Below are 25,361 nucleotides of genomic sequence, written 5' to 3' on the forward strand. Positions count from 1 at the left end.
TTATTACTCGGCGCCGCCGACAAAGTCTAGCTCGCTACCTTCTTTAAGAGTAACGTAGGCTTTCTTCCAGTCGCTGCGGCGGCCGAAACGCATACCAGTACGCTTTGATTTACCCTTAACATTCAGTGTGCGAACACCAGTTACTTCTACTTCGAAAAGCTTCTCTACAGCTGCTTTAACTTCAGCTTTAGTTGCATCTTTTGCTACTTTGAAAACAATGGTGTTGTTTTCTTCAGCAGATACAGTGCTCTTCTCAGAGATGTGTGGAGCAAGGATTACTTTTAAAAGACGTTCTTCACGGATCATGCTAGCGCCTCCTCAAGTTGCTTAACAGCACCCTTAGTAATAAGAACCTTATCGAATGCGATTAGGCTTACAGGGTCAATGCCAGCTACATCACGGACGTCAACCTTATAAAGGTTACGTGCAGCAAGGAATAGATTTTCTTCTACTTCCTCAGTCACGATAAGCACGTCTTTAAGCTCAAGCTCTTTAAGCTTAGCTACAAGCTCTTTTGTCTTAGGAGCTTCAACAGCGAAGTTCTCAACGACAACTAAACGCTCTTGACGAACAAGCTCAGACAAGATGCTCTTAATCGCACCGCGATACATCTTACGGTTAACTTTTTGGCTGTGATCTTGCGGCTTAGCTGCAAAAGTCACACCACCGCTGCGCCAGATTGGGCTGCGGATTGTACCAGCACGAGCACGGCCAGTACCTTTTTGACGCCATGGCTTCTTACCGCCACCGCTTACTTCAGAACGTGTCTTCTGAGCTTTAGTACCTTGACGAGCACCTGCTGCATAAGCAACAACTACTTGGTGTACTAAGGCTTCGTTAAACTCACGTCCAAAAGTAGCTTCGGAAACTTCAAGAGCGCCTGACGCGTCTTTAATTGCTAATTCCATCACTAAATCTCCAGGACTTATGCTTTAACAGCAGGTTTAACGATAACGTCACCGCCGATAGCGCCAGGTACTGCACCTTTAACTAGAAGCAGATTACGCTCAGCGTCAACACGTACTAGCTCAAGGTTCTGAGTTGTGGATTGCACATTACCCATTTGACCAGCCATTTTCTTACCTTTAAACACCTTACCAGGTGATTGGTTTTGACCGATTGAACCAGGAGCACGGTGAGAAATTGAGTTACCGTGAGTCGCGTCTTGCATGGAGAAGTTCCAGCGCTTAACACCACCTTGGAAACCTTTACCTTTTGAAGTACCAGTAACGTCTACTTTTTTCACTTCGTTGAATACATCAACAGTGATTTCGCTACCTACTTCAAAGTCGCCTTCACCGCCATTAAGACGGAATTCCCACAGACCGCGACCCGCTTCAACACCAGCTTTAGCGAAGTGACCCGCTGCTGGTTTGTTTACACGGCTAGCTTTTTTCTCGCCTGCGGTTACTTGAAGCGCGTTATAACCGTCTGTTTCGTCAGATTTAATCTGCGTAACACGGTTAGGAGTCGCTTCGATAACTGTCACAGGGATAGATACGCCATCTTCAGTGAAGATGCGAGTCATACCCACTTTACGACCGACTAGACCTAATGCCATTTTCCTAAAACCTCTCTAATCTTCCGATTAACCCAGGCTGATTTGAACATCAACACCAGCAGCAAGGTCTAGGCGCATAAGTGCGTCTACAGTCTTGTCAGTTGGCTCTACGATGTCGATCAGACGTTTGTGGGTGCGGATCTCGTACTGATCACGCGCGTCTTTGTTAACGTGCGGAGAGATCAATACAGTGAAACGTTCTTTGCGTGTAGGAAGTGGGATTGGACCACGTACCTGAGCACCTGTGCGTTTCGCAGTTTCCACAATTTCCGCCGTTGATTGGTCAATCAAACGGTGGTCAAAAGCTTTTAGGCGAATGCGAATGCGTTGATTTGACATTCTAAAACCTCAATTAAAAGAGCATTTAAAAAGAGCATAAAAAAACCGCCGAAGCATCCCTAATATTTTAAGGAGTCGGTTGTTCTCTTATATCTACGTTGAGTTCCAAATCGGAACTCCTGTTTATTGCTTGAAATCCAAGCCTATATTTAACTTCCTTCTACCTAGGCGAGCCTATGGCAAAGAAAGTCTGCGTATTATAGAGAGATTGGTGATAAATGCAACAACTATTTGCATAATAAAAGAAGTACGTTAGACAAGAAGAAGTACGCCTACAGAGCAAGGGTGCTGCTGCTATGCAAACGCCCTCTTCATGTCCTTCGTAACGAGGTAATCAGTCCCAGGGATACGACTTATTACCTAGCCTGATGCTTGATGTAAGCGCCATTGTTCGTATTATCCGTTTTGGGAACTGACAACAAGCTTAAAGCCAGGTTATTTTATAACCAACGTATTAGTAACCCCTTATTAGAAAAGCTAACGTGAAGATTTCTAATATGAATAGCCTTCAGCCTCTTGCCCAAAAATGGTCAGTCCAGTGATAACTTGGTATCCTATCGCACTATTTTGTGTTTTCTTATCCATTGCCAATGGTGGCAAAGTGATAAAGTGCTTTAGTGAGTGACCCATTCCATGAAAGTGTTAAGCCGTGGTATAGATTTCTTAGCGCGCATCCTCAACGCCTTGAGCGTGAACTCCAAGGTGCTCCCCAAGGAGCCTGTGACAGAGTACGAGCTTGATGTGAACGTACCGACCTTTTATATTGGTCGACTCAATTCGCGCACCGATATCGCCGCTTTAGCCAAGGTATGTCGACGCCTAAACCTCCCGGATCCAACCAAAGAACAATTGTTGGCTTCAAAGTCGTTACCACGCTTTATTGGTATCCAAAACCCGCCGCCATTGTTCGGCTCAACGAGTAAACCCAGTGACGCCACCGAACAAGGCAAGCGTATTTTCGCCGCGTTAGAGCAAGCTCCAGAGCAGAAAATCCAAATAATACCGGTGACCATTTTATGGGGTCGTAATCCAGGAAAAGAAAAGCCTGGTTTAGGAACGTTAATTTCTCACTCGCTCACACCGAGCTGGTTTCGCAAAATATTTGTGGTGCTTTTTTCCGGGCGCGACAACTTTATTCGCTTTAGCCAACCGCTGGATTTAACCCAACTAGTGCATGAAAAAGGGGATAAAGACGAGCTACCTCACAAACTTATTCGCGTGGCGCGGGTGCACTTTCGCCGTCAAAAGTTGGCCGCTACGGGGCCTAAACTCCCCTCGAGAGAACAGCTTTTTAACTCACTGTTGGCCTCACCGACGATCAAAAAGGCCATTGCTGATGAAGCCAAAGCGAAAGGCTTAAGTCATGAAGAAGCACGACAAAACGCCTTACGTTTACTCGATGAAGTCGCTGCCAATTATTCTGACGCCATGGTTCGTGTTGCCGATAGAATCTTAACTTGGCTTTGGAACAAGCTGTATAACGGTATTGATGTACGTTACGCCGAACAAGTGCGTGAGCTCACCGACAAAGGCCACGAAGTCATTTATGTCCCCTGTCATCGCAGCCATATGGATTATCTACTGCTCACGTATGTAATTTATCACCAAGGCTTAGTACCGCCGCATATTGCCGCCGGCATTAATCTGGATTTTTTCCCTGCAGGGCCGATATTCCGTCGCAGTGGTGCGTTCTTTATTCGTCGCTCGTTTAGCGGTAATAAACTCTACTCAGCGGTATTCAAAGAGTACCTCAGTCAACTCTTTATTAAAGGCTACTCGGTGAAGTTTTATACCGAGGGTGGACGCAGCCGTACTGGCCGTTTACTTCCCCCAAAAACCGGAATGCTGGCAATGACATTGCAAGCGATGCTAAGGGGGATTGACCGCCCAATTTCTATTGTACCGGTGTACATTGGTTACGAGCACGTCATGGAAATTAACACCTACCTAAAAGAATTGGCGGGTAATAATAAAAAGAACGAATCGGTCTTTGGGGTGTTTAAAGCCATCAAGAACCTGAAGAACTATGGCCGTGGTAATGTGAATTTTGGCGCCCCCATTAACGTTAATCAATTCCTTAATGAGCAACAGCCTGATTGGCGCGACGCCATTCACCCTACCGATGTACAAAAACCAGCATGGCTAGGCTCTCAGGTAAGCAAGCTAGCCGATGAAATTATGGTCAATATTAATAGTGCTGCCGCCATCAACTCGGTCAACCTATTAGCCACCATTTTACTGACTAACGACCAGTTTGCACTCAGTAAAGTGCAGCTAATTGAGCAAATGAACTTCTATCTGCGCATGCTCAGCGATGCGCCATTAAGCGAACAAATAACCCTGCCCGAACAAAACGCCGAGCAATTACTGGAACATGCACTGACACTCAACAAGTTTGATGTGCTTAAAGATCAATTCGGCGACATTATTGCCATAACCGAAAAAGAGCGCACCTTATTTAATTACTACCGTAACAATGTGCTGCACTTATTTGCTGTGCCTAGCGTTATTGCACAACAACTGTTTAACAACCATCGAATTACCCGCAGTGAATGCAAAGCCCAAGTTAAACGTCTATACCCGCTGTTTGCCAAAGAATGGTTCTTACTGGAGCTAAAAGATGAGTATATCGACAATATTCTTAGTAGCTTTGTTGACCAAGGGCTGATCCGCGAACAGGGCGACCAGCTTGAAGTACTTAAAGACGGCGATAACCCTGCAACGCTTGAAATGCTGGGTAAAGTGGTACATCACACCTTGATGCGCTACGCCTTAGTCATTGGCTTACTCAGCGAAGACAAAAGCTTGAGTCCAGCAGAACTGGAAAAAGAAAGCACCGCCGTGGCGCAACGTTTAGGCACTTTGCATGGCATTAAGAGCCCCGAGTTCTTTGACAAAAAAGTGCTTTCCAGCTTTATTGCCAACCTCAGCGAGCAACAATTAATCAGCAAACAAGATGACAATAAACTAATACACAGTGATGCTCTGCTTATTCTCAATGAGGATTTACACCAGCTGTTACCCGCACGGATTTGGCAATCGATTAGTGATACGGTGGCAGCAACACGCTAACGAAGAGTCAGGTGCAAGCCTGACCGACAGCCTCGCTTGAATTAGTTATCTGTGGGTCAGGCTTTAGCCTGACAACGCAGGATCTGTTACCTAGTAGCCTGCCCTGAGTTAGTTATCTGTGGGTCAGGTTTTAACCTGACAACTCAGTGAAATAGTTTAGATACTGTTGGCGACCTGACAATCTCGAGATTAACTTACACAGTTATCAGGCTAAAGCCTGACTTACAACTAATCACACCCTATGTGGACGTGCCCTTCCCTATAAAGAATAACTGCAATCATAGACATCGTAGTATCAAAAGGCGCCGGCGTAGAGCTTCACCTATAATAATCTAAACTCCCGCATAAAAATAACGCCCTAAAGCTGCTGATTGTACATATAGCACTTAATCCGCCGGGAAATAGCCCTGCTACCAACGCAAATAAGATATAAAAGATAGCTCTAGGTTGAGTATTTATTAGGGTATAGTACTGATATACCCCCTACTTATATATGAAAGGACTTCGCCACCTATGAAAAAGTTAGCATTTTTACTGTTATTTTTTCCATTGATATCTACCGCCAGTGACTATAGCTGTGAACAGGAATTTAATTGGCTAAAGAAAACTTTTGAGAACAATGATGCGGGCTTTCAGTATGCGCTATCTCAAAAAGGCGAAAAAAACTACCTCGAACATAATAAAGCATCTCTTAAGGCTATAAAAAATGCTGACGACATAAGTGACTGCCACCAAAAGCTTCAACAATGGTTGTTATTCTTTCGTGAAGGCCATATAGGACTCAGCCTCAATGTAAAAAAAGAGAATAACGCTTCTGTGCACAACTTTAATAAAACAGAGTTCCAACAGCATTTAAATAATAAAACCAAAGACGATATAGAAGGCATATGGCGCTTGCCGAGCTATACAGTTGGACTAAAAAAAGAAGGCAGTAATTATAATGGCTATGTGATTGAGTCGACAAATTCAAAGTGGCAACCTGGCCAACTGAAACTCATCCTCAATGAGGAGAATGATGGTACTTATAAAGCCACCTATTATATGGCTGACCATTCTATACGCCATGTAGATTCAGTAGACTTTATAGATCAAAACCACCTTAGCTTAGGAAATAATTGGCTAACCTTATCAAGACAGAACCCCAAAGAAGAGAGCAAAGCTGAAGTTCTTCAATATGTTCAACTTATGGAGTCTAAAACACCATCGGTTCAACAATTAAGTAAGGAAACAGCCTTACTTAGAATTCCATCATTCTCATATACCGAGAAAAAACATATTGATACCGTCATTCGAGACAACCTAGAAACCATTCTAAGTACCGAAAATCTTATCATAGATATACGCGGCAACGGCGGTGGTAGTGATATCAGTTATGAAGAAATATTGCCTATCATCTACACCAACCCTATACGCAATGTAGGAGTTGAGTTCTTATCAACACCGCTGAATAATTCAAGAATGCTAAAGTTTATCGACGATGAGAATTTCAGTGACGACGATAAAAAATGGGCCAAAGAGGGTTACAAGACGCTGCAACAACGCTTAGGTCAATTTGTTAATTTGGATGCACAATCAGTTAGCGTAAAGAAATTAGAAAACGTTAATCCTTTACCAAAGAAGGTGGGTATTTTAATCGATGAGCGTAATGGCAGCACAGCAGAGCAGTTTTTACTTGCCGCAAAACAAAGCTATAAAGTGAAGCTATTAGGCGCTCCAACGCGTGGTGTTTTGGATATCTCTAATATGCACCAAGTCGATTCCCCAAGTAAGAATCTAACGCTGCACTACAGCCTTAGTAAAAGCCTGCGAATTCCAGAAATGACAATTGATGGTGAAGGCATTCAACCTGATTTCTATCTTGATTCAAGTATTCCCGCTTACCAATGGGTTTCTTACACGCGTGGCATGTTAGAAGAGATGTGATCTTTCCCGTTTTGATTCGCGCCCAGGTAACTGCTCCTGCGTTACCCGAGTACCGCCGTCCTTGGCGCGAAGGCCGACCTATGGGTAACCTGTTCGAATAGATTGTCAGGCTAAAGCCTGATCTACAACGAGTGCCTCCGACAAGAGGCCATCAATGTCGACGGCCCAACAATCATTGTCAGGTTGAAACCTGACCTACAGGCGCGCCGTGGGCTTTGAAGCGATTTATAACGCCGTGCTGATGAGCGCAGCAGTTTGATGCCTAGCGCTCGCGCATCACCCCTTCTTGAATGGTCGAGGCTACGAGTTCGCCGGCACGATTAAAGAACTGCCCACGCACAAGGCCGCGTCCGCCGCTGGCACTGGGGCTGTCGACGCTATACAGCATCCACTCGTCCATACGAAATGGGCGGTGGAACCACATGGCGTGATCGATGGTCGCCACTTGCATGCTCGGGTGCATAAATGATTTACCATGGGGCTGGAGCGCCGTAGGTAGAAACTCGAAGTCAGAAGCGTAGGCTAGCAGGTAATTGTGAATACGCTGGTCATCTGGCATCTCGCCATTGGCTTTAAACCAAATGTGCTTCACTGGCTCAGAAACTTCTGGCTTAAAGGGGTTTTGGAAGTTCACCGGGCGCATTTCAATAGGCTTTTCACTGATAAATTTATTGCGGATTGGCTCAGGGATCTGATGAGCGTGCTCCTGATAAAATTCAAGTGCTGGGCGCAGCCCCTCAGGTGCTGGCACATCCGGCATGGCGCTTTGGTGTTCAAGCCCTTGAGATTCACCAGAGAATGACGCCGTCATGTAGAAAATGGGCTTACCATACTGAATAGCGCTGACGCGGCGCGTACTTAGACTTCGACCATCGCGAATATTTTCGACATCGTAAACAATAGGGCGAGAGGCATCGCCAGGGCGCAGGAAGTACGAGTGCAATGAGTGAACAACGCGCCCCTCTGGCAAAGTTTCCTTCGCAGCCGACAGCGCTTGGCCCATTACTTGGCCACCAAATACCGCTTTAAAGCCAAGGTCTTGGCTGGCACCACGATAAAGACCGAGTTCGATTTCTTCTAACTTGAGTAAGGAAAGTAATTTATCTAATGCTTGGCTCATTGCGTCCTCATTACCACATTGCAGCTAATACAATGATAATACTATACAATGAACCTGATTACCTAGTTCAGCACAGGATAGAGCATGGCTTACTGGTTATTAAAAACGGAGCCCGACGCGTTTTCGTTGGCAGACTTACAAGCCGCCGAAAACGGCACTACGGTATGGGACGGGGTACGCAATTACCAAGCCCGTAATTTTATCCGCGATGGCATGCAAGTGGGTGATAAGGTCTTTATCTATCACTCTAGTTGCAAGGTGCCCGCGATTGTCGGCATCGGTGAAGTGACACGAGGTCCCTATGCAGACCCCACGCAGTTCGATGCCAGTAGTGATTATTATGACCCTAAGGCCACATCAGAGTCACCACGCTGGTTTAGTGTCGATGTGCAATACCGGCAAAGCTTTCAGCAGCCGATAACCTTAAAAGCAATTAAGGCAGACCCCGCCATCGCAGAGCTGGCTTTAAAAAAGTCAGGGCGTTTATCGGTCATGCCGGTGAGCGAACAAGAATGGCAATACCTATGCGGCATTGCCAAACCGTAATCCAGCTGAGCCCTTAGTCACCGTCAATAAGATCGCCAAGGCCACCTAAGATAGAGCCTTCACCTTGGCGCGAACCGCCCGCTCTCGGGGCATGCTCTAGCACGCGGTCGGCAAGTCGGGAGAATGGTAAGCTTTGCACCCACACCGTGCCATGGCCTCGCAACGTGGCTAAAAATAGCCCCTCGCCGCCGAAGAACATTGACCTAAGTCCTTTCACGCGCTCAATATCAAAGTCGATATCGCCGCTAAAGCCGACTACACAACCGGTGTCTAAGCGCAGGGTTTCGCCATTTAGACGCTTCTCAACTACCGTACCCCCGGCATGGGCAAAGGCCATACCATCACCTTTGAGGTGCTGTAAGATAAACCCTTCACCACCAAAAAAGCCCGCTCCTAGGCGGCGCTGAAAGGCGATATTCACCTCGGTGCCCATCGCCGCACACAGGAATGAATCCTTTTGCAAGTACACTTGCTCGCCTAATTCGGCCATATTTAAAGGGATAATCGAGCCAGGGAAAGGCGCCGCGAAAGCCACACGTTTTTTGCCCTCTCCTTGGTTGGTAAAATGGGTCATAAACAAGGACTCACCACTGATCATGCGCTTACCCGCACTGAACAGCTTACTCATAAAGCCCTGGTTTACCTGCGAGCCATCGCCCATTTTCGCCTCGTAGCTGATCCCTTCTTCGAGGTAGTTCATGGCGCCCGCTTCGGCGATAACTGTTTCACTGGGATCCAGTTCGACCTCCACCATTTGCATCGATTCGCCGATAATTTCGTAATCAATTTCATGACATTGCATTGCACTTTCTCCTTTGCATTAACTGCTTTAGCATGCCGCAAAATACCGCCTTATGCAGCCATGAAAATGTAAGTAAGTTTTACGCCAAGGTCATCTCTGGCACTTCATCGGGACAGACTAACTGACCTTGAGTTTTGGCTTTGATTTCTTCCACGCTCACACCCGGTGCGCGCTCTAGCAGATGAAAAGCTCCATCTTTTATTTCTAGTAACGCTAAATCGGTGATCACCTTGTTTATACAACCTACACCGGTCAGGGGAAGCGCGCATTGCTTTAGCAATTTCGATTCACCATGCTTGCTGGCATGGGTCATAGTACAAATAATGTTTTTAGCACCGGCAACTAAGTCCATGGCACCCCCCATGCCCTTAACCAACTTCTTGGGGATCATCCAGCTAGCAATATTGCCATTTTGGTCCACTTCAAAGGCTCCGAGCACGGTTAAATCGACATGGCCACCTCGGATCATGGCAAAACTTTCAGCGGAATTAAAAATAGCCGCGCCGGTGCGCGCAGTCACCGTTTCTTTACCCGCGTTTATCATATCGGCATCGACCGTCTCTTCTGTTGGGTACTCACCCATTCCCAGTAAGCCATTTTCCGATTGCAGCATCACATCAATGCCTTGTGGCACATAGTTGGCAACCAAGGTAGGAATACCTATGCCTAAGTTTACATAGTAGCCATCGCGTAATTCCTGAGCCACACGCTGCGCCATTTGTTCTCGCGTTAATGCCATGCTGTTATCCTCTTACCGTGCGTTTTTCAATGCGCTTTTCAAATTGCCCTTTGATCACCCGCTGCACATAAATACCTGGAGTGTGAATCTCACTGGGCTGCAGCTCACCCGGCTCAACAATTTCTTCCGCTTCAACCACGGTGATTTTACCTGCCGTTGCCGCCATAGGGTTGAAGTTCATCGCCGTATGGCGGTACACACAATTGCCATAGCGGTCTGCCTTCCACGCTTTAACAATGGCAAAATCACCGACAATACTCGGTTCAAGCACATAGTCACGGCCATTAAATTGCTTAATCTCTTTCCCTTCGGCCACTACAGTGCCCACCCCTGTAGCGGTGAAAAAGGCGGGAATGCCGGCGCCACCGGCGCGCATCTTCTCCGCTAGGGTGCCCTGCGGCGTTAATTCCACAGCCAATTCACCGCTGAGCAATTGCTGCTCGAACAGTGCATTCTCCCCTACATAGGAGGCCACCATTTTTTTAATTTGTCGGTCTTCTAGCAAAATACCCAAGCCAAAACCATCGATGCCACAGTTATTGGAAACCACAGTGAGTCCAGTTGTGCCTCTTTCTTTAATTGCTTTTATCAGGCCCTCGGGAATTCCACATAAACCAAAACCACCAGCAATCACGGTCATGTCATTTTCTAACCCTGCCATTGCTTCTTGGTAGCTGCTTACAACTTTATTAAAACCTGCCATGTGCTCTCCTATTGCGCGGTCCAACCGCCATCAAGGGCGATGGCTTGAGCGGTGATATTGCGCGCCGCGTCGGCCATTAAAAAATCAACGGTATGAGCTATTTCATCTAAACCAATAAAGGCCTTTTTCGGCATCGGCGCGAGCATAATGGTATCGATCACTTGCTGCTCGGAAATGCCATGCTGCTTAGCTTGGCTAGCGATTTGCGCCTCCACCAGCGGTGTTTTCACATAGGCAGGACAAATGGTGTTTACGGTAATATCCACATCTCCTGTTTCCAACGCCAACACTTTGCCGAGGCCAATCAAACCATGCTTGGCAGCGACATACGCCGACTTATACTTGGACGCCACTTGAGCGTGAATAGAGCCAATATTAATGATGCGGCCAAAATTTTGTTCGCGCATTGCCGGCAACACCGCTTTGGTGAGCATCGCTGGGCCATTAAGCAACACATCTTGCAGGAGCTGCCATTTATCTAAAGGGTAATCCTCTAAGCGCTCCACATGCTGAATGCCCGCATTATTAATTAGCACATCAATTGTTGGCTGACTGGCGATAAAGTGCTCTAACGCTGGCAAGTCTGCAACATTTAAAGCAAGTCCTTGGGCTCGAATGCCCTGCTCTTTGAGTCGATTAGCCTCAGTCTTTGCGCGTTCACCGTCCAAGTCGGTAAGTAATATTTCATGCCCTTGGTTGCCGAGGTGTTCGGCTACGTAGCGACCAATGCCACTGGCCGCGCCGGTAATTAAAATTCGCTTATTCATGGTTACTCCGCTAAAAACTCGGCAATGACAGGTGCTTTTGTTTGAATCGAGAAAATACCGTCAAGGTGCCCCCAAATACCGTCTATTTCTTCTATTTTTACGTTTTTCCCTTGTGCTTTTAGCAGCTGCGCAAACGCCCGTACTGGGCCTGGGCGCAGCAGTAAGTCATTGCTCGCCGGCATCAATAAGATATCTGCTTTGATTTTCTGTGCAGCGGCGCTTAAGTCTTCTTGCATACCGGCACTGTAGAGCTGAGAGGCGCGAACTAAGTACAAAATATGGTTTGCATCTTGGGTCTGAGCGCGGGCAGCGGCACGTTGATGTAAGGTTTGGCTAATGGCCGGTAAAGTACGAATATCTTGCTTGGCACCTTCATCCTGCACTGTAAAATTAGGGAAGCTCGCTTGGTAAATTTTTGGATGCATGGCATCTTGGGTGATATTCAACATGGTGGCCGTCACCCCAGCCAGTGGGCGTTCTCCGTCGTAGTAATTGCCGTTGTTCCAATTGGCGTCAAGACGAATAGGCAATGCCCACTTCTCTAATGCAGGGACCGTCCAAGCATCCATTTTCGCAGCGCCAATGACATGCACCAACCGCTCGACCATATCGGGGTAGCGCACCGACCACTCTAAGGCTTGAAATGAGCCCATTGATGCACCTATAACGGCGTGTAATTTGTCGATCCCCAAGCTATCCAGCAGGCGCTTTTGTACTTCCACAAAATCGCCAATGGTTACCACCGGGAAGTCTAAACCATAGGGCTTTCCGGTTTTAGGGTTGATAGACGCCGGACCGGTGGTGATCACCTGTTCGTTATGCCAATTGGCGTTTACCAAGGTGTCAGAGCTGATCACATAATATTTGTTGGTATCAATGGCCTTCCCTGGGCCGATAATCGCATCCCAATACCCGGGCTGGGCATCATCAACACTGTATTTACCCGCAGCATGAGACGTCCCCGAGAAAAAGTGGGTGATGAGAATAACGTTGTCTTTGGCTTCGTTAAGGGTGCCGTAGCTTTCCCAACCGACCTGCACCTCGGGCAGGGTCTCGCCCGATTCAGTGGTGTAGTTTGTAAAGGCAAAGCGTTGCTTTTCCACTAGCATAGGGTCGCTTTGCGCACTCGCCCAATGACTAGCAATAATTAAAACAACGCCAATGACTTTTAGCATAGACATGGTGTTCACTCCTTAAAACAAGATAAATAAGGCCAGCGCTAGCGCCACGCCAATTAATGGGATCACCGCTGTCAGTGCCGCCATTGACCAGTACGCGCGTTGATGGGTTTCTTTACAAATTGCGCGGATGGTGGTGACCACATAGCCATTATGCGGCAGGGTATCGAGCGCCCCTGAACTGATTGCCACGACACGGTGTAATTGTTCAGGATTGACGCCAGCATCAAGGTAATGAGGCGCGACTAAAGGTAAGGCGATGGCCTGCCCACCGGAGGCGGAACCGGTCAGCCCAGCAATCACGCTCACTGCCACAGCTGCACCTAGTAACTCATTACCTGGCATATTAGTCATAACTTCGACCGCCAATTGGAAGGCCTCGGTGTTTTTCGCCACCGCACCAAAACCAACCACAGCACTGGTATTACCGATAGCCACCAGCGCGCCGGTCGTGCCTAAGTTGATAGCACCGCTGAGATTGTGAAAGTGTTTAAAGTTGATAATCAGCAGTGCGAGTACACCGCCGAGTAATGCCACTATCAAAGCACTTTGCTGTAGGACATCGTGCAAGCTGAAAGACAGCGCGAGCACCACTAGCAAGGGAATAACACCGGTAATGGGGTGCGGATAGTCACGCTCTGGTATTTCCGGGTCATCATCACGACTTTCAAAGCGCTCGCCATTATTTACCGCTTTGGTGATCATCCGTTTCAGCCACCAGTAGCCAGTAATGGCCATAAACACGGCAATCACTAAACTGACTTCCCAAGCGGCGTAGGGTGAGGTGCCGAGGTACTTAATGGGGATCCAGTTTTGGATCTCTGGTGAACCCGCCGAGGTCATGGTAAAGGTCACCGAGCCAAACGCGAGCGTAGCGGGAATAAAGCGTCGTGGTAAGTCGGCATCCTTAAACAAGCTAAGGGCCATTGGATAAACCGAAAAGGCGACGATAAATACACTGACGCCACCATAGGTTAACACCGCACAGGCTATAACCACGGCCAAGACCGCGTGCTTCATACCCAGTTTATTCACTATGGCACGGGCAACGCTGTCGGCGGCACCGCTGTCTTCCATAAACTTACCGAATAACGAGCCCAGTAAGAACATGAAAAACCAGGCGCTTAAAAACCCTGCGAAGCCACCCATGTAGGTGCTGACAAAATCCAGCTCAACACCACTGCTTGGAAACAACGCCATATTGCCACTTAGAGCAACAAGCAGCGCACACAAAGGCGCGGCGATAAACAAGTTCATGCCACGCAAAGTCAGAATTATAAGTAAAACTAAGCCACCGATTAGGCCAACCATACTGAGCATAAATGCGCTCCTTCGTTATTATTTTTCTATTAACTGCATCCAGCATAGCACCTAGATGTGTTAACAAAGCTAGTCCCAGTCTGGCTAGAGTGTGCCATAAAATACATAGTACTAAGGTTATAGAAAGACGCCAGGCCTTGTTCTATAAGGGCTAGAAGCGCATTAGTACTAAGGTACTAACCCCAAGGAGATGTTTTTCCCCTACATTCACAGTTAATTGACATTTTGCCAACAACCCATAGGGTGAGCACAGCCACCCATAACGACAACAACAGGGGACACAGGATGAACACACTAACTTTAAGGCATTCAAGCATCGCCTTAGCCATTAGTACCGCACTCACGAGCACCGCAGCACTGGCTGGCGGTGGTGGCGAAAAAGCGGAGTTGGAACGGATTGAGGTGACTGCGCGTAAATCGGTGGAAAACTTACAAGAGGTGCCGGTGGCGGTTACCTCCATCGGTGAGACCGAGTTATTAGAAAACGGCATTTCGGTAATGACAGAAGTGCAACAATTCTCACCCAATACCACCTTACAAGCGAGTCGCGGCACTAACTCAACGATTACCGCATTTATTCGTGGCGTCGGCCAGCAAGACCCGCTATGGGGTTATGAGCCTGGGGTCGGTATTTATATCGATGATGTATACGTGGCCCGCCCACAAGGCGCCGTTTTAGATCTCCTTGATGTACAACAAATTGAGGTGTTACGCGGCCCCCAAGGCACACTTTACGGTAAAAATACCATAGGCGGAGCGATAAAATACGTTACCAAAGAAATGACTGGCGATATGACCTTTGATGTTGAAGGTACGGTAGGCAGCTATAATCAGCGTGATTTGAAGATCACCGGGCAACTGCCTTTAGTGGATGACACGCTTTATCTCGGCTATGGCTTTGCCACCTTAAACCGCGATGGTTTCGGGGAGTTCTTAACCTCAGCGCAGCCCGACCAAGACCGTGAGAACTACAACAAAGACCTAACTGCAGCTCGGGTGACCTTAGAGTATCGCCCTAGCGACGATTTGTTCTTCCGCCTCGCTTGGGATAAAACCGACGATGAGTCGAACTCCAAAGGGGGCTACCGCTTACTGCCCAGCCTGCTCACCGATGCTCCCGTGCCAGATAGCGTTTATGATTCTTACACCAGCTTACCAACATGGAATAAGGTTGAGTTAGAAGGTTACAGCCTTACCGCGCGCTGGTATCTCAATAACAGCACTTCATTAAAGTATATTGGCGCGCAGCGCGATAGCTACTCGCCGACCAATATCGACTTTGATAATACCTCAGTGCGCATTTTTGACGTGCCGGCCATCTATGATGACGAGCAAACTACCCATGAATTGCAGCTCAATCACGAAGGCGACAATTACAAGCTTGTTTCCGGTCTCTATTACTTCGATGGTGAGTCTTGCGGGCAATTCCAGGCCATTTTGGAGGTACTTGGACAAAGCTTAGGAGCACCGGGGCTCACTCGTGAGGTGAGTGGTTGCAACAACTCCACCAGCAAAGCGGCTTATATTCAAGGCAGTGTGGATTTAAGTGAGCAGTGGTCGATGACCCTCGGAGCGCGCTACACCCGCGACAGCAAAGAAGCCATTGTTAACAACGGCCTGGTGTTCGACACTGTGTACCCTGAGTCTGGCTGGATCCCAGGCTATGTGCGCCCAGAAGGGCAGCTGGTGCCGACAGTGCTCGATGATGACAAAGATTGGTCACGGTTTACTCCTCGGGTAGGCGTAGAGTATCAATACAATAACGATATTATGTTCTTTGCCAGCTATGCGCAGGGCTTTAAATCGGGCACCTTTAACCCGCGAGCCAGCACCGCCGAGCCTGCCGCCAACCCGGAGATTGTTGACTCCTTTGAGCTCGGTATGAAAAGCGAATGGAACAATAACCTGCGTGCCAATGTCACCTTATTCACCTTAGACCATGAAGATCGCCAATACATTTCGGTACTCCCAGGAGACACCTCTGCCGATTTAAATCAGCGCTTAGGAAATATTGGTAAATCGTCTGCAAACGGTGTGGAGCTCGAGCTTAACTATGTAGCCACCGATGCACTGAGTTTTGATGCCTCACTGGGCTATATTGATGCTGACTTTGAAGAAGTACTCGACACGAATCCAGAGACCGGTGAAGTGTTTGATAAGTCAGACCGCTTTAGTATTTCTAACACCCCAGACTTAACCTTTAATTTGGGCGCGACTTACCGCCTTTACAGCGAACATGGCGACTGGGTCATTAACGGTAACTACTACCATCGTGGTGATTACGTGCTATTCGAAGAGGACAGCCTGCTAAGCCAAGACAGCTATGGCTTGCTCAACCTAAGCGTTAATTGGTATAGCCCAGACGGCCAGTGGCGAGTGGGTCTGCATGCTAAGAACTTAACTGACGAAGAGTACATGATTGGCGGCTATCAATTTGTTACGCCTGATCCCACTGACCCCAGTGATGTGAGCAAATACACGCCAGGCTTAGGCGGTGATAATACACTGATCGGTTACTATGGTGATCCTCGCACTGTATCGTTAACCGTTGGCTATCGCTTCTAATGTTCAGCTAGTACAGGTGGCCGGCCTTCCCCCGGTCATGTGGCCACCTTTTTATTCTTAGTCACTCACCGTATGCTCTTGCTGCGGAAGGAAAAATCCCCTATAACGAGGAACACGGAGTTTATATAGGATGTCCAGTGTGCAAGCAATTATTGCCGATGACCACCCGTTATTTCGCAGCGCCTTAAAGCAAGCCGCAGCGCAAGCCATGGCTGATGAGCCCATTTTAGAGGCCAGCGACCTTGATGCACTGTTTCGCGCTTTAGCAGAGCACCCAGAAATAGAATTGGTGTTTCTGGATTTAACGATTCCCGGAGCCCAGGGGCTGGAGGGTCTTGCCCGGCTGCGTAATCAATACCCAGATATTTTGGTGATTATGGTTTCTGCCAACGAGCAAGCACAGATTATTGAACAAGCCATGGCAATTGGTGCCAGTGCTTATATTCCCAAGTCATCGTCTTTGGATGTGATCAGTGAAGCTATTGCCCAAGTAATTGAGGGTGAAAACTGGCTGCCACCACAAGCCGACATTTGCACCGACAGTAATACCGAACAGGCCCAGTTTGCTCGTAACTTAGAGAAGCTAACCCCGCAACAGTATCGAGTATTGAGTATGATTGCCGATGGCATGCTGAATAAACAAATCGCCTATGCGATGTCGATTCAAGAAACCACCATCAAGCAACATGTCTCAGCAATCCTAAAAAAGCTTAACGTGTACAATCGCACTCAAGCGGGTATCTTATTTAAGCAAATGGCCACAGTGGCAGATAATATGGAGAACTAATCATAGTGTAATCGTCAGCTTCCATACTCTTTAAGCTGACGCACAGTTTCTTTAGTCATAACCTAAATGCGAGCTAATAAAGCATGAACAAATGACGCGAAATTATCCTCTATAGCCATATCAAAATCCATTAGGCCCCCTTTTCCAATACAACCTTAACTCCCTTTGAAGGTACGTTATTGTTCAAGCAGAGCTATTTCGGCTTTAAGCGTTTCAGCATCCGTTTAAGCGCGGGCGTTTTCAGTGGTTTGTAAAGCAGTGGATAACCGCAGTCGCTCACTTGCTCACGAATATTCTCATCGTGATTAGCGGTGTTAATCACAATAGCCATAGTCGTTAAATTCAGCGCACTGATCACCTCTAAGCCGGTGACACCATCGTCAAGTTGATAGTCAGCAATTAAAATATCGGCTTCGCTATGAGCTTGCACATCACGCAGCTGCGCTTGATTACGCGCCACTTGTACTTTGCAGCCCCAGTTCTCTAGCACTTGCGAGAGCGCACTGAGTACATTGTCATCATTATCTAATAGCCAAATACGCAGCCCTTCAAGCTGGTTATCGACATGCCGCGTCTCCACCGGGGAGGAGGTCTCTAAGCCAGTCAGCTCAAAACAAGGTAAGGTAAGAGTAAATTGCGTGCCCTTACCAAGTTGCGAGCCGAGTGTGAGGTTAATGGCTAATACCGAGCAAATGCGCTTACTAATAGCAAGGCCCAAGCCTAACCCCTGCGCCTGCTCTTTGCCTTGCAGTTGTTTAAATTCCTCAAAAATAAGTTCTTGATCTTGCTGAGCAATACCGGAGCCAGTATCTTCCACCATAATCGATAGCTGGCCTTGATGACTTTCGCACAGTAACCGTATTTCACCCTGCTCAGTGTAACGAATGGCATTGCTAAGCAAATTACCCAATACCCGTTTAAGCAAGGCTTTATCAGTCTTGAGCATTACTTCAGCGCCTTGCACTTGAAAGGCGAGCCCTTTGTCTCGGGCTAGAGCACCGTATTCATTGGCCAAAGGTTGCAGCAAGCTCGAAAGAGAGAAATCACTACTATTAACCTTAAAAGAGCCGGACTCTAGCTTGGTTAGCTGCAATATGCTTGATAACAGGTCTTCCGCACTTGCCAATGAGCTGCGTATATTATTGGCTAGCTCGCTCAGCTCTGTATTGCTGGCTTTTTCACTCATCAACGAGCAGAACAAACTTGCGGCATTGAACGGTTGCAGCAAGTCATGGCTGGCGGCAGCAAAGAAACGCGTTTTGCTCTCGGTGGCTTGCTCGGCCTCGCGTTTTGCCTCTGCTAGGGCATGATTAGTCGCCACCAGTTGCTGGGTGCGCGCTGCAATTTTTTCTTCTAGATTTAAGTTGGCTTGCTCAAGCTCACGCTGCTGGTTTATAAAATCGGTAATATCGGTGTACGTGGTCACAAAGCCGCCACCGGGTAATGGATTACCCTGCATTTCAAATACCCGTCCATCATTGTGCTGACGTCGATACTTGTAGGCGCTGCCGCGACGCAAGTGGGCTATGCGCTTCTCAACCTCAGTATCAATATCTTGATAGGCGAATAGTCCACGCTCGGCATTAAAACGGATCAACTCGGCAACCGGGCGACCAACGACCAGTGAGTCGTCAGGATACGAAAACATACTTTGATAACCTTGGTTCCATGCAACCAACTTAAGGTCACTATCAACCACACTGATCCCCTGCTCGATGTTTTCGATAGTCGCTTGCAGTAAATCACGGTTAAATCGCAGTACTTGGGAGGCTTCGTCAACGAAATCGGCGACTTGCTCAAAAGGCTGACGTTTCTCATCCTTGGCCACATCGAGTATAAGCCGTGCTGATGCGCCTCCAACTAACGCCGACATTTCGCGTTCAACTCGTTGCTCAATATGTTCTGGGGCTTGTTCTTTCCAGCGACCGGAGCTTGCAGGAAAATAATGACTCACCAGTGCTTTAGCTCGTTCTGGCTCACTAAAGCGCTGCAACAGTAGCGCCAAGTCTTGATAACTTAGGGCAATATGCCCGCTACGCTGTGGGCTTGCTGTGATGATAAATTTATTACTTTGTAAACGCTCGGCAAGCTGCGCTGAACTCAGTAAAGGCACACTAATGTATACCAGCGTATTCACTCCTAGAGATAACAATACCGCCTGGCTAAGCTCATCGAGCCCCAATGCAAATAAATCTCGCGGAGCCAACCACTCTATGCCCCAGGGCCCAGTTGATAGCCACAACGCCTCGCCAAACAATGCGGCGTACAAATTGGGTAACAGCAAGGTGTAAAACCAAATTGCAAAACCCGCGATAATCCCCCACTGCGCTCCACGACATGACGCTTTAGACCACCACAGACCGATAATCATCGCTGGCGCAAACTGCGCAACGAGCGTGAATGACATCAGGCCCATATTGGCTAGAGTATTGCCCTCCGCCAATACTCGGTGACTGGCGTAGCTTAGTAATAACACCGCAACAATCACGGCCCGCCGTGCTTGCAGTAGCTTAAACTTCGAGAGACCGCGATGAGATGAACTTAGTTGTGAGCGCCGTAATAAGAATTGGTTGATGAAGTCATTGGTGATCATAATCGACAAAACAATGGTAGAGACAATCACCATACTGGTCGCAGCAGAAAACCCACCTAGAAAGGCCAGCAATGAGAAACTTGGCGACTGCACTGCAATAGGCAGTGCTAACACAAAGGTGTCATAGCCCACACTCTGGTCTTGAAAATAAACTAAGCCAGCGTAGGCGATGGGCAGAATAAACAGATTAATCAACAACAAATAAATCGGAAATAACCAGCGAGCGGTAACGAGTTGATGTTCGTTGTCGTGCTCAATAAAGGCGGTATGAAACTGACGAGGTAAGCACAGGGTTGCTAAAAAACCCAGACCTACATGTACCCAATATACGTAGGTAGGGCTTGCTGTCGCCGCAACCTGGGCTGAAATGTTTTGCTGCTGAGCGGCCGAATACAGGGCATGTGGTGAATCGAAAATCTCAAAACAAATAAACAGCCCCACCCCTAAAAAAGCCAACAGTTTAACCACCGACTCAAAAGCAATAGAGGCCATCAACCCGGGGTTATGCTCACTGGGGCGTACCCGGCGAGCACCGAATAAGATGGCAAAAAGCGCCAACAAGGCGGTAATAAAGAAGGTGCTATCTTGCCAAAAATAGCCGCCTTGTACCGGCCTATCGGTGAGCATAGCGATACTGGCACTGGTTGCGTTAAGTTGCAGCGCAATATAAGGCACGATGGCTATTACCGAGATCAATGACACTAACCCGGAGAGCTGCGACGACTGACCATAACGGGTGGCAAGAAAATCGGCCAAGGAAGTCAGCTGTTGCTGCCGACAAACATGAGCAATACGGCGGTAGATGGCCCAACCAAAGGTGAACAACAAAATGGTACCGGCGTAGGTTGGTGCTAACCACCAACCATTGTTAGCGGCCTGAGCAGTGGTGCCATAAAAAGCCCAAGAGGTACAATACACCCCCAACGAAAGGCCATAAATCCAACCACTCGAGTGATTCTTTGTGTGCTTATCGGCATACCAAGCAACGGCAAAAAGCACGCCTAGGTAAGCCAAAGCAATCAGGCTAATAACACCAATCGAAAACATCAGAGATCATTTTTTATTATTTTCTGATAGCATAACGATATCTGCTTATAAAAACATCACTGACTTTAGTGCTACCCCTGCAGGCTACCCACCTAGCATCATGGATGTATGCAACTGAGAAATTATAATGATAAGAATACTGCTTTTATGCTGGCTACTAGCCTGCACTCTTACCCCTAGTACGGCCTTAGCCAACTATCAGATAACGCCTGCAGCTGATTGGGTTGCCCCAGCTAAACTGCCCCCTTTGGTTGCAGAAACAATTCCCACAGAACAACTCTCTGATGGTACTTACTATCGCCTGTTGGAAGATCAGATTCAGGTCCCAGGCGATAACCCCAATGCCGTCAGCCACTACATCCGCTATGTTATGCACGCCACCAACCAAAGCGGTGTCGAGAACATCTCCCAGCTGAACTTAGATTATGATCCCAGCTACCAGCGCATTGAGCTCAACCACCTTCGAGTGATACGCGATGGGCAAGTAATAGATAAAATCCCTACAGCTCAATTAAAAGTGTTGCAGCGAGAAACTGAAGCGGAGCAACTAATTTATGATGGTACGCAAACACTGAATATTATTGTTGATGATGTGCGCCCAGGTGACTCTTTGGATTATGCTTTCACGCGCATTGGTCGTAATCCTATCTACCAAGGCCGCTTTAGCTATTCAGCGCAATTAGACTGGAGTGTGCCGGTCGCCGAGCAATATATCCGTATCGATTGGCAAAAACCGCAACCATTACATATTCAACAAAACAATGGCGATGCCCAGATAAACGTAACAGATACGGCGAACGGCAAAGAGTATAATCTGTATATCGCTTCTCCAGACATGCAGCGCTATGACTCGCAAACACCGTTATGGCACGACCCTTATCATATGGTATTTTTTAGCGAGTTTAATCGTTGGCAAGAGGTCGTAGACTGGGCGTTGCCAATGTATCAGCAGGCGCTCTCCACAGGCGATGATATCACTGCCATTGCTGAACAAATACGCCAACAGCACCCTACTTTGCCAGCGCAGATTGGTGCAGCATTAAAGTATACACAAGATGAAATTCGCTATTTAGGCTTGGAAATGGGCAGCAACTCTCACCTGCCAACTCCTGCCCAAGAAACTCTGCAAAACCGCTATGGCGATTGCAAAGACAAAACCGTACTATTAATAAGTATACTGCGCGCACTGGGAGTGAAGTCTCACCCTGCGCTTGTAAACACGCAATTAGATAAAGGCTTAGCCGAGACATCCCCCTCATCGGCACGCTTCAACCACGTTTTGGTTACGCTGGAGCACGATGATGAGCGCTACTGGCTTGACCCGACCACCAGTTATCAAACTGGCTCACTGTTAGCATTGAGTGAGCCCGACTTTGGTTATGCGTTAATCGTCAAACCCTCGCAAAATACTCTCACTAGCATGCACAAACCGGTAGAGCGTATTCACCGAGACATCACCGAGCGCTATGAGCTTCCTAATGCCAAAGAACCATTGGCACTATTCAGTGTGCAAAGCATATTCAGCGACGCCGATGCCATCAGTAAACGCCAAGAGCTGGCAACCACGGCATTGCAAACACTCCAAGAAAACTATACCAATTACTACCAAGACTACTTTGCTGGCACCCAGCACACCCGGCTACCGCAAGTTCGCGAGCACCCGCAAAAGGGAGCAATAGAAGTCACTGAATTTTATCAAATTGACGACTTTTGGAGTGATGAGGAGAATGGCCAGACAGCTTACTTTTACGCTGATGATATTCAAAATGCAATCTATCAACCCGATACTAAAACCCGTATCAGCCCGCTCTATCTGCAGCACCCTTATAACGTTAATTACACCATAGAGGTAAAGTTAAATGAGCGTGACTGGTACTTTAATAATAGTAAGAGCTCTATTGATAACCCTTATTTTTCATTGGCTTCGCAAGTGCGCTTTAGCTCAAATACACTGACTCTTACATATCAGTTCCGCAGCAAAACAGACCATGTGCCAGTTGCAGAAATGCCGGCCTACCTTGACGCACGAGAGCAACTTCTCGATGCCACCCAATATGGTATCCGCCAAGCTTACAGCCATGTAAATGAAGCCGAGCAGGATAATTTCCTATTACTCGGCTACGCCGTTATAGGCTATTGCATTCTTGCTTTAGTTGTTATCACCGCCTTTGTAACCCTGTGGCGCGTTGAAGCAGGCAAGCGACCGACATTCTCCGAACAACGTTACTACCCTGTTTCGACTGTGAAATTTTGCCTTTACTCGCTGCTCACTTTTAATATCTTTCCTTTTTACTGGTGTTACAAAAACTGGCAATACATTAAGCAGCAGCATAATGAAGCGATGATGCCAATAGCCCGGGGGTTCTTCGCTTGGCTTTGGTACTACCCTCTGTATTTACGTTTTTATCAAGAGGGTAAAGAGCTGGGGACGCAGCAATATCTCCCACCAAAGTGGCTGGCGGCACTCTTTGCGATATTAGTGGTGGTACTGCATATCGCGACATCGTTAGATTTTTACGGCACGGTGTTCTATTTAGTGTGGCCGCTGCTGTGGTTACCCTTGGTAAATTACACGGCGCACATAAATCAGCGTAACGATTCATTGCCTTACTATAGTCGCTGGCGGGTGCGGCAAGTTTTACTTGCTGTGGTACTGCTGCCCATACTCACCTTAGGTCTGGCGCAAGATGTTGGTCTCACCGCCAATGTGGCGGTGGTTTCAGGTGATAAAGTATGGCAGCACGATAAGCGCTTTATGCTGCGTCATGGGGTTCTCAATCAAAATGAGCAACTGCTTTATTTCTACTCAGATGCCGCTTGGAATATCCGTGATGATGGCAATGGCATTACCGAGCAAGGCGTATTCAGTTATTACCGTGATCAAGGGCAGCTGCAAGTAGAACGTGCGGACTTTGGTGATATTGTTAATGTGCATACCGAGTTTGCTAACCAAGATGACGGCTACACCACAATTGATATAGAGCGCGCTGATGGCAGTAGCTTTCGGTTAATACTCTCTAGCGAGGAGAAAGGAGACAATAAGTTTGTTCAGGCGCTAAAAACCCGTTGGCGACAACCTTTAGCTCAATAACGCGTCTTTCTGACTGCACCAGACACTTGTTGCGGGTACTTGCCCATAGCCGTTGAAAACTGCTGCTGTACTTGCACAAGTGTTTGTTCAATATCATCACTCACATAAATAGCCGGCATTATAACAAACTGCTTCTTGCTGTAGTCCAAAGCCATTGGCACCACAGGGACTTGCGCAGCGTTAGCGATATGGATAAAACCGGTTTTCCAATTCGGCATGTGCTTGCGTGTGCCCTCAGGGGCGAGCCCTAGAATCAATGCATCGGTCTCATCAAACAACGCCTTCACTTGCCCCACAACACCATTGGCTGCCCGCCTATCAACCGCTATCCCACCCCACTTATGTAGCAGTATGCTTAGCGGCCAAATAAAAATGCTGTGCTTACCCAAGAAGCGAATACGCACTTGCAAGTGCATTTTCACTGCAATCGCTATAATAAAATCCCAATTCGATGTATGCGGTGCAACCGCCGCCACAAACTTACTGTGCTCTGGAAACGCTCCAACAACCTGCCAACCAAACCAATTCAACACCTTGGTGCCCAGCCATTGACCAAAGCGACTGTGGGTACGAGGAATGCATGCGGGGATATTTATTTCATTCATAGCAAGGAATAACAGCCTAGTTATAATCTTAGACTGATGCTCAACGACTGTTTAGTCAACTTTTCTGTTAATGCTCCCTTGTAGGTTAGGCTTTAGCCTAACCATTTTGGGGAATTATTGACCGTGTACTAAGCCCCGGTCTCTGGGATGTGACCGTCTTTGGCGGTTGCAAGGCTAAAGCCTTGCCTACATCACCTGTTTCAGTGGATTGAGTTTTGGCCTACCACATCGACTCCTGTAGGTTGGGCTTCAGCCTAACCATGTAAGAGAGGCAGGTAAGGACCACGGTTGTGGCTAGGCTCTGGCCTCTGGAATGTGACCGTCTTTGGCGGTTGCAAGGCTAAAGCCTTGCCTACAACATCAGGACCTGTAGGTTGGGCTTTAGCCTAACCTACAGCAACACCCGAATTTCAGGCATAAAAAAAGGCCGCCTAAGCGACCTTTTTCTCGAGAGTAGCTATTACTCTACGATTGATGCTACAACACCAGCACCAACTGTACGGCCACCTTCACGGATTGCGAAGCGTAGACCTTCATCCATCGCGATTGGGCAGATTAGCTCTACTACCATCTTGATGTTGTCACCTGGCATTACCATTTCTA

The 25,361-nt window shown here is 47.6% G+C and carries 19 protein-coding genes and 1 pseudogene; 6 read left to right on the forward strand and 14 right to left on the reverse strand.

Annotated features, from left to right (window positions below; genetic code table 11):
- Nucleotides 1–3: 3 nt before the first annotated feature.
- From rplW to rpsJ, 4 genes are read right to left on the reverse strand one after another with little or no spacing between them, the layout of a single operon-like run.
- Nucleotides 4–306 (reverse strand): 50S ribosomal protein L23, encoded by a 303-nt coding sequence (gene rplW / locus MHM89_RS18110; protein WP_022944315.1) that lies wholly within the window; start codon nt 304–306, stop codon nt 4–6.
- Nucleotides 303–908, reverse strand: a complete 606-nt coding sequence (rplD, locus tag MHM89_RS18115; RefSeq protein WP_022944316.1) for a 50S ribosomal protein L4 — start codon at nt 906–908, stop codon at nt 303–305. The genes rplW and rplD overlap by 4 nt, the downstream gene beginning before the upstream one ends.
- A 17-nt stretch (nt 909–925) precedes the next feature.
- Entirely contained in the window at nt 926–1,561 is a 636-nt protein-coding gene (rplC, locus tag MHM89_RS18120) for a 50S ribosomal protein L3 (RefSeq protein WP_022944317.1), read from the reverse strand.
- Between the two features lie 27 nt (nt 1,562–1,588).
- Nucleotides 1,589–1,900: a 30S ribosomal protein S10 gene (rpsJ, locus tag MHM89_RS18125; RefSeq protein ID WP_010376390.1), complete on the reverse strand. Its 312-nt coding sequence runs from the start codon at nt 1,898–1,900 to the stop codon at nt 1,589–1,591.
- 633 nt (nt 1,901–2,533) lie between these two features.
- Between rpsJ and plsB the strand changes: the two genes are divergently transcribed.
- Both plsB and MHM89_RS18135 read left to right on the forward strand, forming a co-directional pair.
- A complete protein-coding gene (gene plsB, locus MHM89_RS18130; RefSeq protein ID WP_022944319.1) occupies nt 2,534–4,972 on the forward strand; it encodes a glycerol-3-phosphate 1-O-acyltransferase PlsB in 2,439 nt (812 codons plus the stop codon).
- Nucleotides 4,973–5,485: 513 nt separating this feature from the next.
- Nucleotides 5,486–6,895, forward strand: a complete 1,410-nt coding sequence (locus MHM89_RS18135) for a S41 family peptidase (protein WP_239409403.1) — start codon at nt 5,486–5,488, stop codon at nt 6,893–6,895.
- 262 nt (nt 6,896–7,157) lie between these two features.
- On the opposite strand, the gene tesB is transcribed toward MHM89_RS18135, so the two are convergent.
- On the reverse strand, nt 7,158–8,015 hold the full coding sequence (gene tesB, locus MHM89_RS18140) for an acyl-CoA thioesterase II (RefSeq protein WP_022944321.1): 858 nt from the start codon (nt 8,013–8,015) through the stop codon (nt 7,158–7,160).
- 84 nt (nt 8,016–8,099) lie between these two features.
- Between tesB and MHM89_RS18145 the strand changes: the two genes are divergently transcribed.
- The gene (locus tag MHM89_RS18145) at nt 8,100–8,561 is read left to right on the forward strand and encodes an EVE domain-containing protein (RefSeq protein WP_239409404.1); all 462 of its coding nucleotides are present in this window, start codon (nt 8,100–8,102) and stop codon (nt 8,559–8,561) included.
- Between the two features lie 13 nt (nt 8,562–8,574).
- Here MHM89_RS18145 and MHM89_RS18150 read toward each other — a convergent pair whose 3' ends face one another.
- The 6 genes from MHM89_RS18150 to MHM89_RS18175 form a co-directional block, all read right to left on the reverse strand.
- Entirely contained in the window at nt 8,575–9,363 is a 789-nt protein-coding gene (locus tag MHM89_RS18150; RefSeq protein WP_045979791.1) for a TIGR00266 family protein, read from the reverse strand.
- Nucleotides 9,364–9,442: 79 nt separating this feature from the next.
- Nucleotides 9,443–10,102, reverse strand: coding sequence for a CoA transferase subunit B (locus MHM89_RS18155; RefSeq protein WP_151173573.1), 660 nt, complete (start codon nt 10,100–10,102; stop codon nt 9,443–9,445).
- 4 nt (nt 10,103–10,106) lie between these two features.
- Nucleotides 10,107–10,805, reverse strand: a complete 699-nt coding sequence (locus tag MHM89_RS18160; RefSeq protein ID WP_022944325.1) for a CoA transferase subunit A — start codon at nt 10,803–10,805, stop codon at nt 10,107–10,109.
- Nucleotides 10,806–10,813: 8 nt separating this feature from the next.
- Entirely contained in the window at nt 10,814–11,572 is a 759-nt protein-coding gene (locus MHM89_RS18165) for a 3-hydroxybutyrate dehydrogenase (protein ID WP_045979789.1), read from the reverse strand.
- Nucleotides 11,573–11,574: 2 nt separating this feature from the next.
- Nucleotides 11,575–12,753: a homoserine O-acetyltransferase gene (locus MHM89_RS18170; RefSeq protein WP_239409405.1), complete on the reverse strand. Its 1,179-nt coding sequence runs from the start codon at nt 12,751–12,753 to the stop codon at nt 11,575–11,577.
- A gap of 12 nt (nt 12,754–12,765) precedes the next feature.
- Complete coding sequence (locus tag MHM89_RS18175) at nt 12,766–14,070, reverse strand: SLC13 family permease (RefSeq protein ID WP_045979788.1); 1,305 nt, start codon at nt 14,068–14,070, stop codon at nt 12,766–12,768.
- Between the two features lie 285 nt (nt 14,071–14,355).
- Here MHM89_RS18175 and MHM89_RS18180 point away from each other — a divergent pair, with 285 nt between their 5' ends.
- Nucleotides 14,356–16,635, forward strand: coding sequence for a TonB-dependent receptor (locus MHM89_RS18180; RefSeq protein ID WP_239409406.1), 2,280 nt, complete (start codon nt 14,356–14,358; stop codon nt 16,633–16,635).
- Between the two features lie 130 nt (nt 16,636–16,765).
- Nucleotides 16,766–17,422: a response regulator transcription factor gene (locus MHM89_RS18185; RefSeq protein WP_138508894.1), complete on the forward strand. Its 657-nt coding sequence runs from the start codon at nt 16,766–16,768 to the stop codon at nt 17,420–17,422.
- Between the two features lie 193 nt (nt 17,423–17,615).
- Here MHM89_RS18185 and MHM89_RS18190 read toward each other — a convergent pair whose 3' ends face one another.
- Complete coding sequence (locus MHM89_RS18190) at nt 17,616–21,062, reverse strand: PAS domain-containing hybrid sensor histidine kinase/response regulator (RefSeq protein ID WP_239409407.1); 3,447 nt, start codon at nt 21,060–21,062, stop codon at nt 17,616–17,618.
- Between the two features lie 127 nt (nt 21,063–21,189).
- Here MHM89_RS18190 and MHM89_RS18195 point away from each other — a divergent pair, with 127 nt between their 5' ends.
- Nucleotides 21,190–24,153, forward strand: a complete 2,964-nt coding sequence (locus MHM89_RS18195; RefSeq protein WP_239409408.1) for a DUF3857 domain-containing transglutaminase family protein — start codon at nt 21,190–21,192, stop codon at nt 24,151–24,153.
- Here MHM89_RS18195 and MHM89_RS18200 read toward each other — a convergent pair.
- Both MHM89_RS18200 and tuf read right to left on the reverse strand, forming a co-directional pair.
- A complete protein-coding gene (locus MHM89_RS18200; protein WP_138548875.1) occupies nt 24,147–24,758 on the reverse strand; it encodes a 1-acyl-sn-glycerol-3-phosphate acyltransferase in 612 nt (203 codons plus the stop codon). The genes MHM89_RS18195 and MHM89_RS18200 overlap by 7 nt on opposite strands.
- A gap of 460 nt (nt 24,759–25,218) precedes the next feature.
- A pseudogene (tuf, locus tag MHM89_RS18205) lies at nt 25,219–25,361 on the reverse strand (elongation factor Tu); the annotation flags it as partial.

Origin of the sequence: Pseudoalteromonas sp. CNC9-20 (assembly GCF_022347875.1) — a bacterium.
Taxonomy (GTDB): domain Bacteria; phylum Pseudomonadota; class Gammaproteobacteria; order Enterobacterales; family Alteromonadaceae; genus Pseudoalteromonas; species Pseudoalteromonas ruthenica.

Coding starts and splice junctions, on each gene's coding strand:
- rplW (WP_022944315.1), bottom strand. CDS start 306: ATGATCCGTGAAGAACGTCTTTTAAAAGTAATCCTTGCTCCACACATC.
- rplD (WP_022944316.1), bottom strand. CDS start 908: ATGGAATTAGCAATTAAAGACGCGTCAGGCGCTCTTGAAGTTTCCGAA.
- rplC (WP_022944317.1), bottom strand. CDS start 1,561: ATGGCATTAGGTCTAGTCGGTCGTAAAGTGGGTATGACTCGCATCTTC.
- rpsJ (WP_010376390.1), bottom strand. CDS start 1,900: ATGTCAAATCAACGCATTCGCATTCGCCTAAAAGCTTTTGACCACCGT.
- plsB (WP_022944319.1), top strand. CDS start 2,534: ATGAAAGTGTTAAGCCGTGGTATAGATTTCTTAGCGCGCATCCTCAAC.
- MHM89_RS18135 (WP_239409403.1), top strand. CDS start 5,486: ATGAAAAAGTTAGCATTTTTACTGTTATTTTTTCCATTGATATCTACC.
- tesB (WP_022944321.1), bottom strand. CDS start 8,015: ATGAGCCAAGCATTAGATAAATTACTTTCCTTACTCAAGTTAGAAGAA.
- MHM89_RS18145 (WP_239409404.1), top strand. CDS start 8,100: ATGGCTTACTGGTTATTAAAAACGGAGCCCGACGCGTTTTCGTTGGCA.
- MHM89_RS18150 (WP_045979791.1), bottom strand. CDS start 9,363: ATGCAATGTCATGAAATTGATTACGAAATTATCGGCGAATCGATGCAA.
- MHM89_RS18155 (WP_151173573.1), bottom strand. CDS start 10,102: ATGGCATTAACGCGAGAACAAATGGCGCAGCGTGTGGCTCAGGAATTA.
- MHM89_RS18160 (WP_022944325.1), bottom strand. CDS start 10,805: ATGGCAGGTTTTAATAAAGTTGTAAGCAGCTACCAAGAAGCAATGGCA.
- MHM89_RS18165 (WP_045979789.1), bottom strand. CDS start 11,572: ATGAATAAGCGAATTTTAATTACCGGCGCGGCCAGTGGCATTGGTCGC.
- MHM89_RS18170 (WP_239409405.1), bottom strand. CDS start 12,753: ATGTCTATGCTAAAAGTCATTGGCGTTGTTTTAATTATTGCTAGTCAT.
- MHM89_RS18175 (WP_045979788.1), bottom strand. CDS start 14,070: ATGCTCAGTATGGTTGGCCTAATCGGTGGCTTAGTTTTACTTATAATT.
- MHM89_RS18180 (WP_239409406.1), top strand. CDS start 14,356: ATGAACACACTAACTTTAAGGCATTCAAGCATCGCCTTAGCCATTAGT.
- MHM89_RS18185 (WP_138508894.1), top strand. CDS start 16,766: ATGTCCAGTGTGCAAGCAATTATTGCCGATGACCACCCGTTATTTCGC.
- MHM89_RS18190 (WP_239409407.1), bottom strand. CDS start 21,062: ATGTTTTCGATTGGTGTTATTAGCCTGATTGCTTTGGCTTACCTAGGC.
- MHM89_RS18195 (WP_239409408.1), top strand. CDS start 21,190: ATGATAAGAATACTGCTTTTATGCTGGCTACTAGCCTGCACTCTTACC.
- MHM89_RS18200 (WP_138548875.1), bottom strand. CDS start 24,758: ATGAATGAAATAAATATCCCCGCATGCATTCCTCGTACCCACAGTCGC.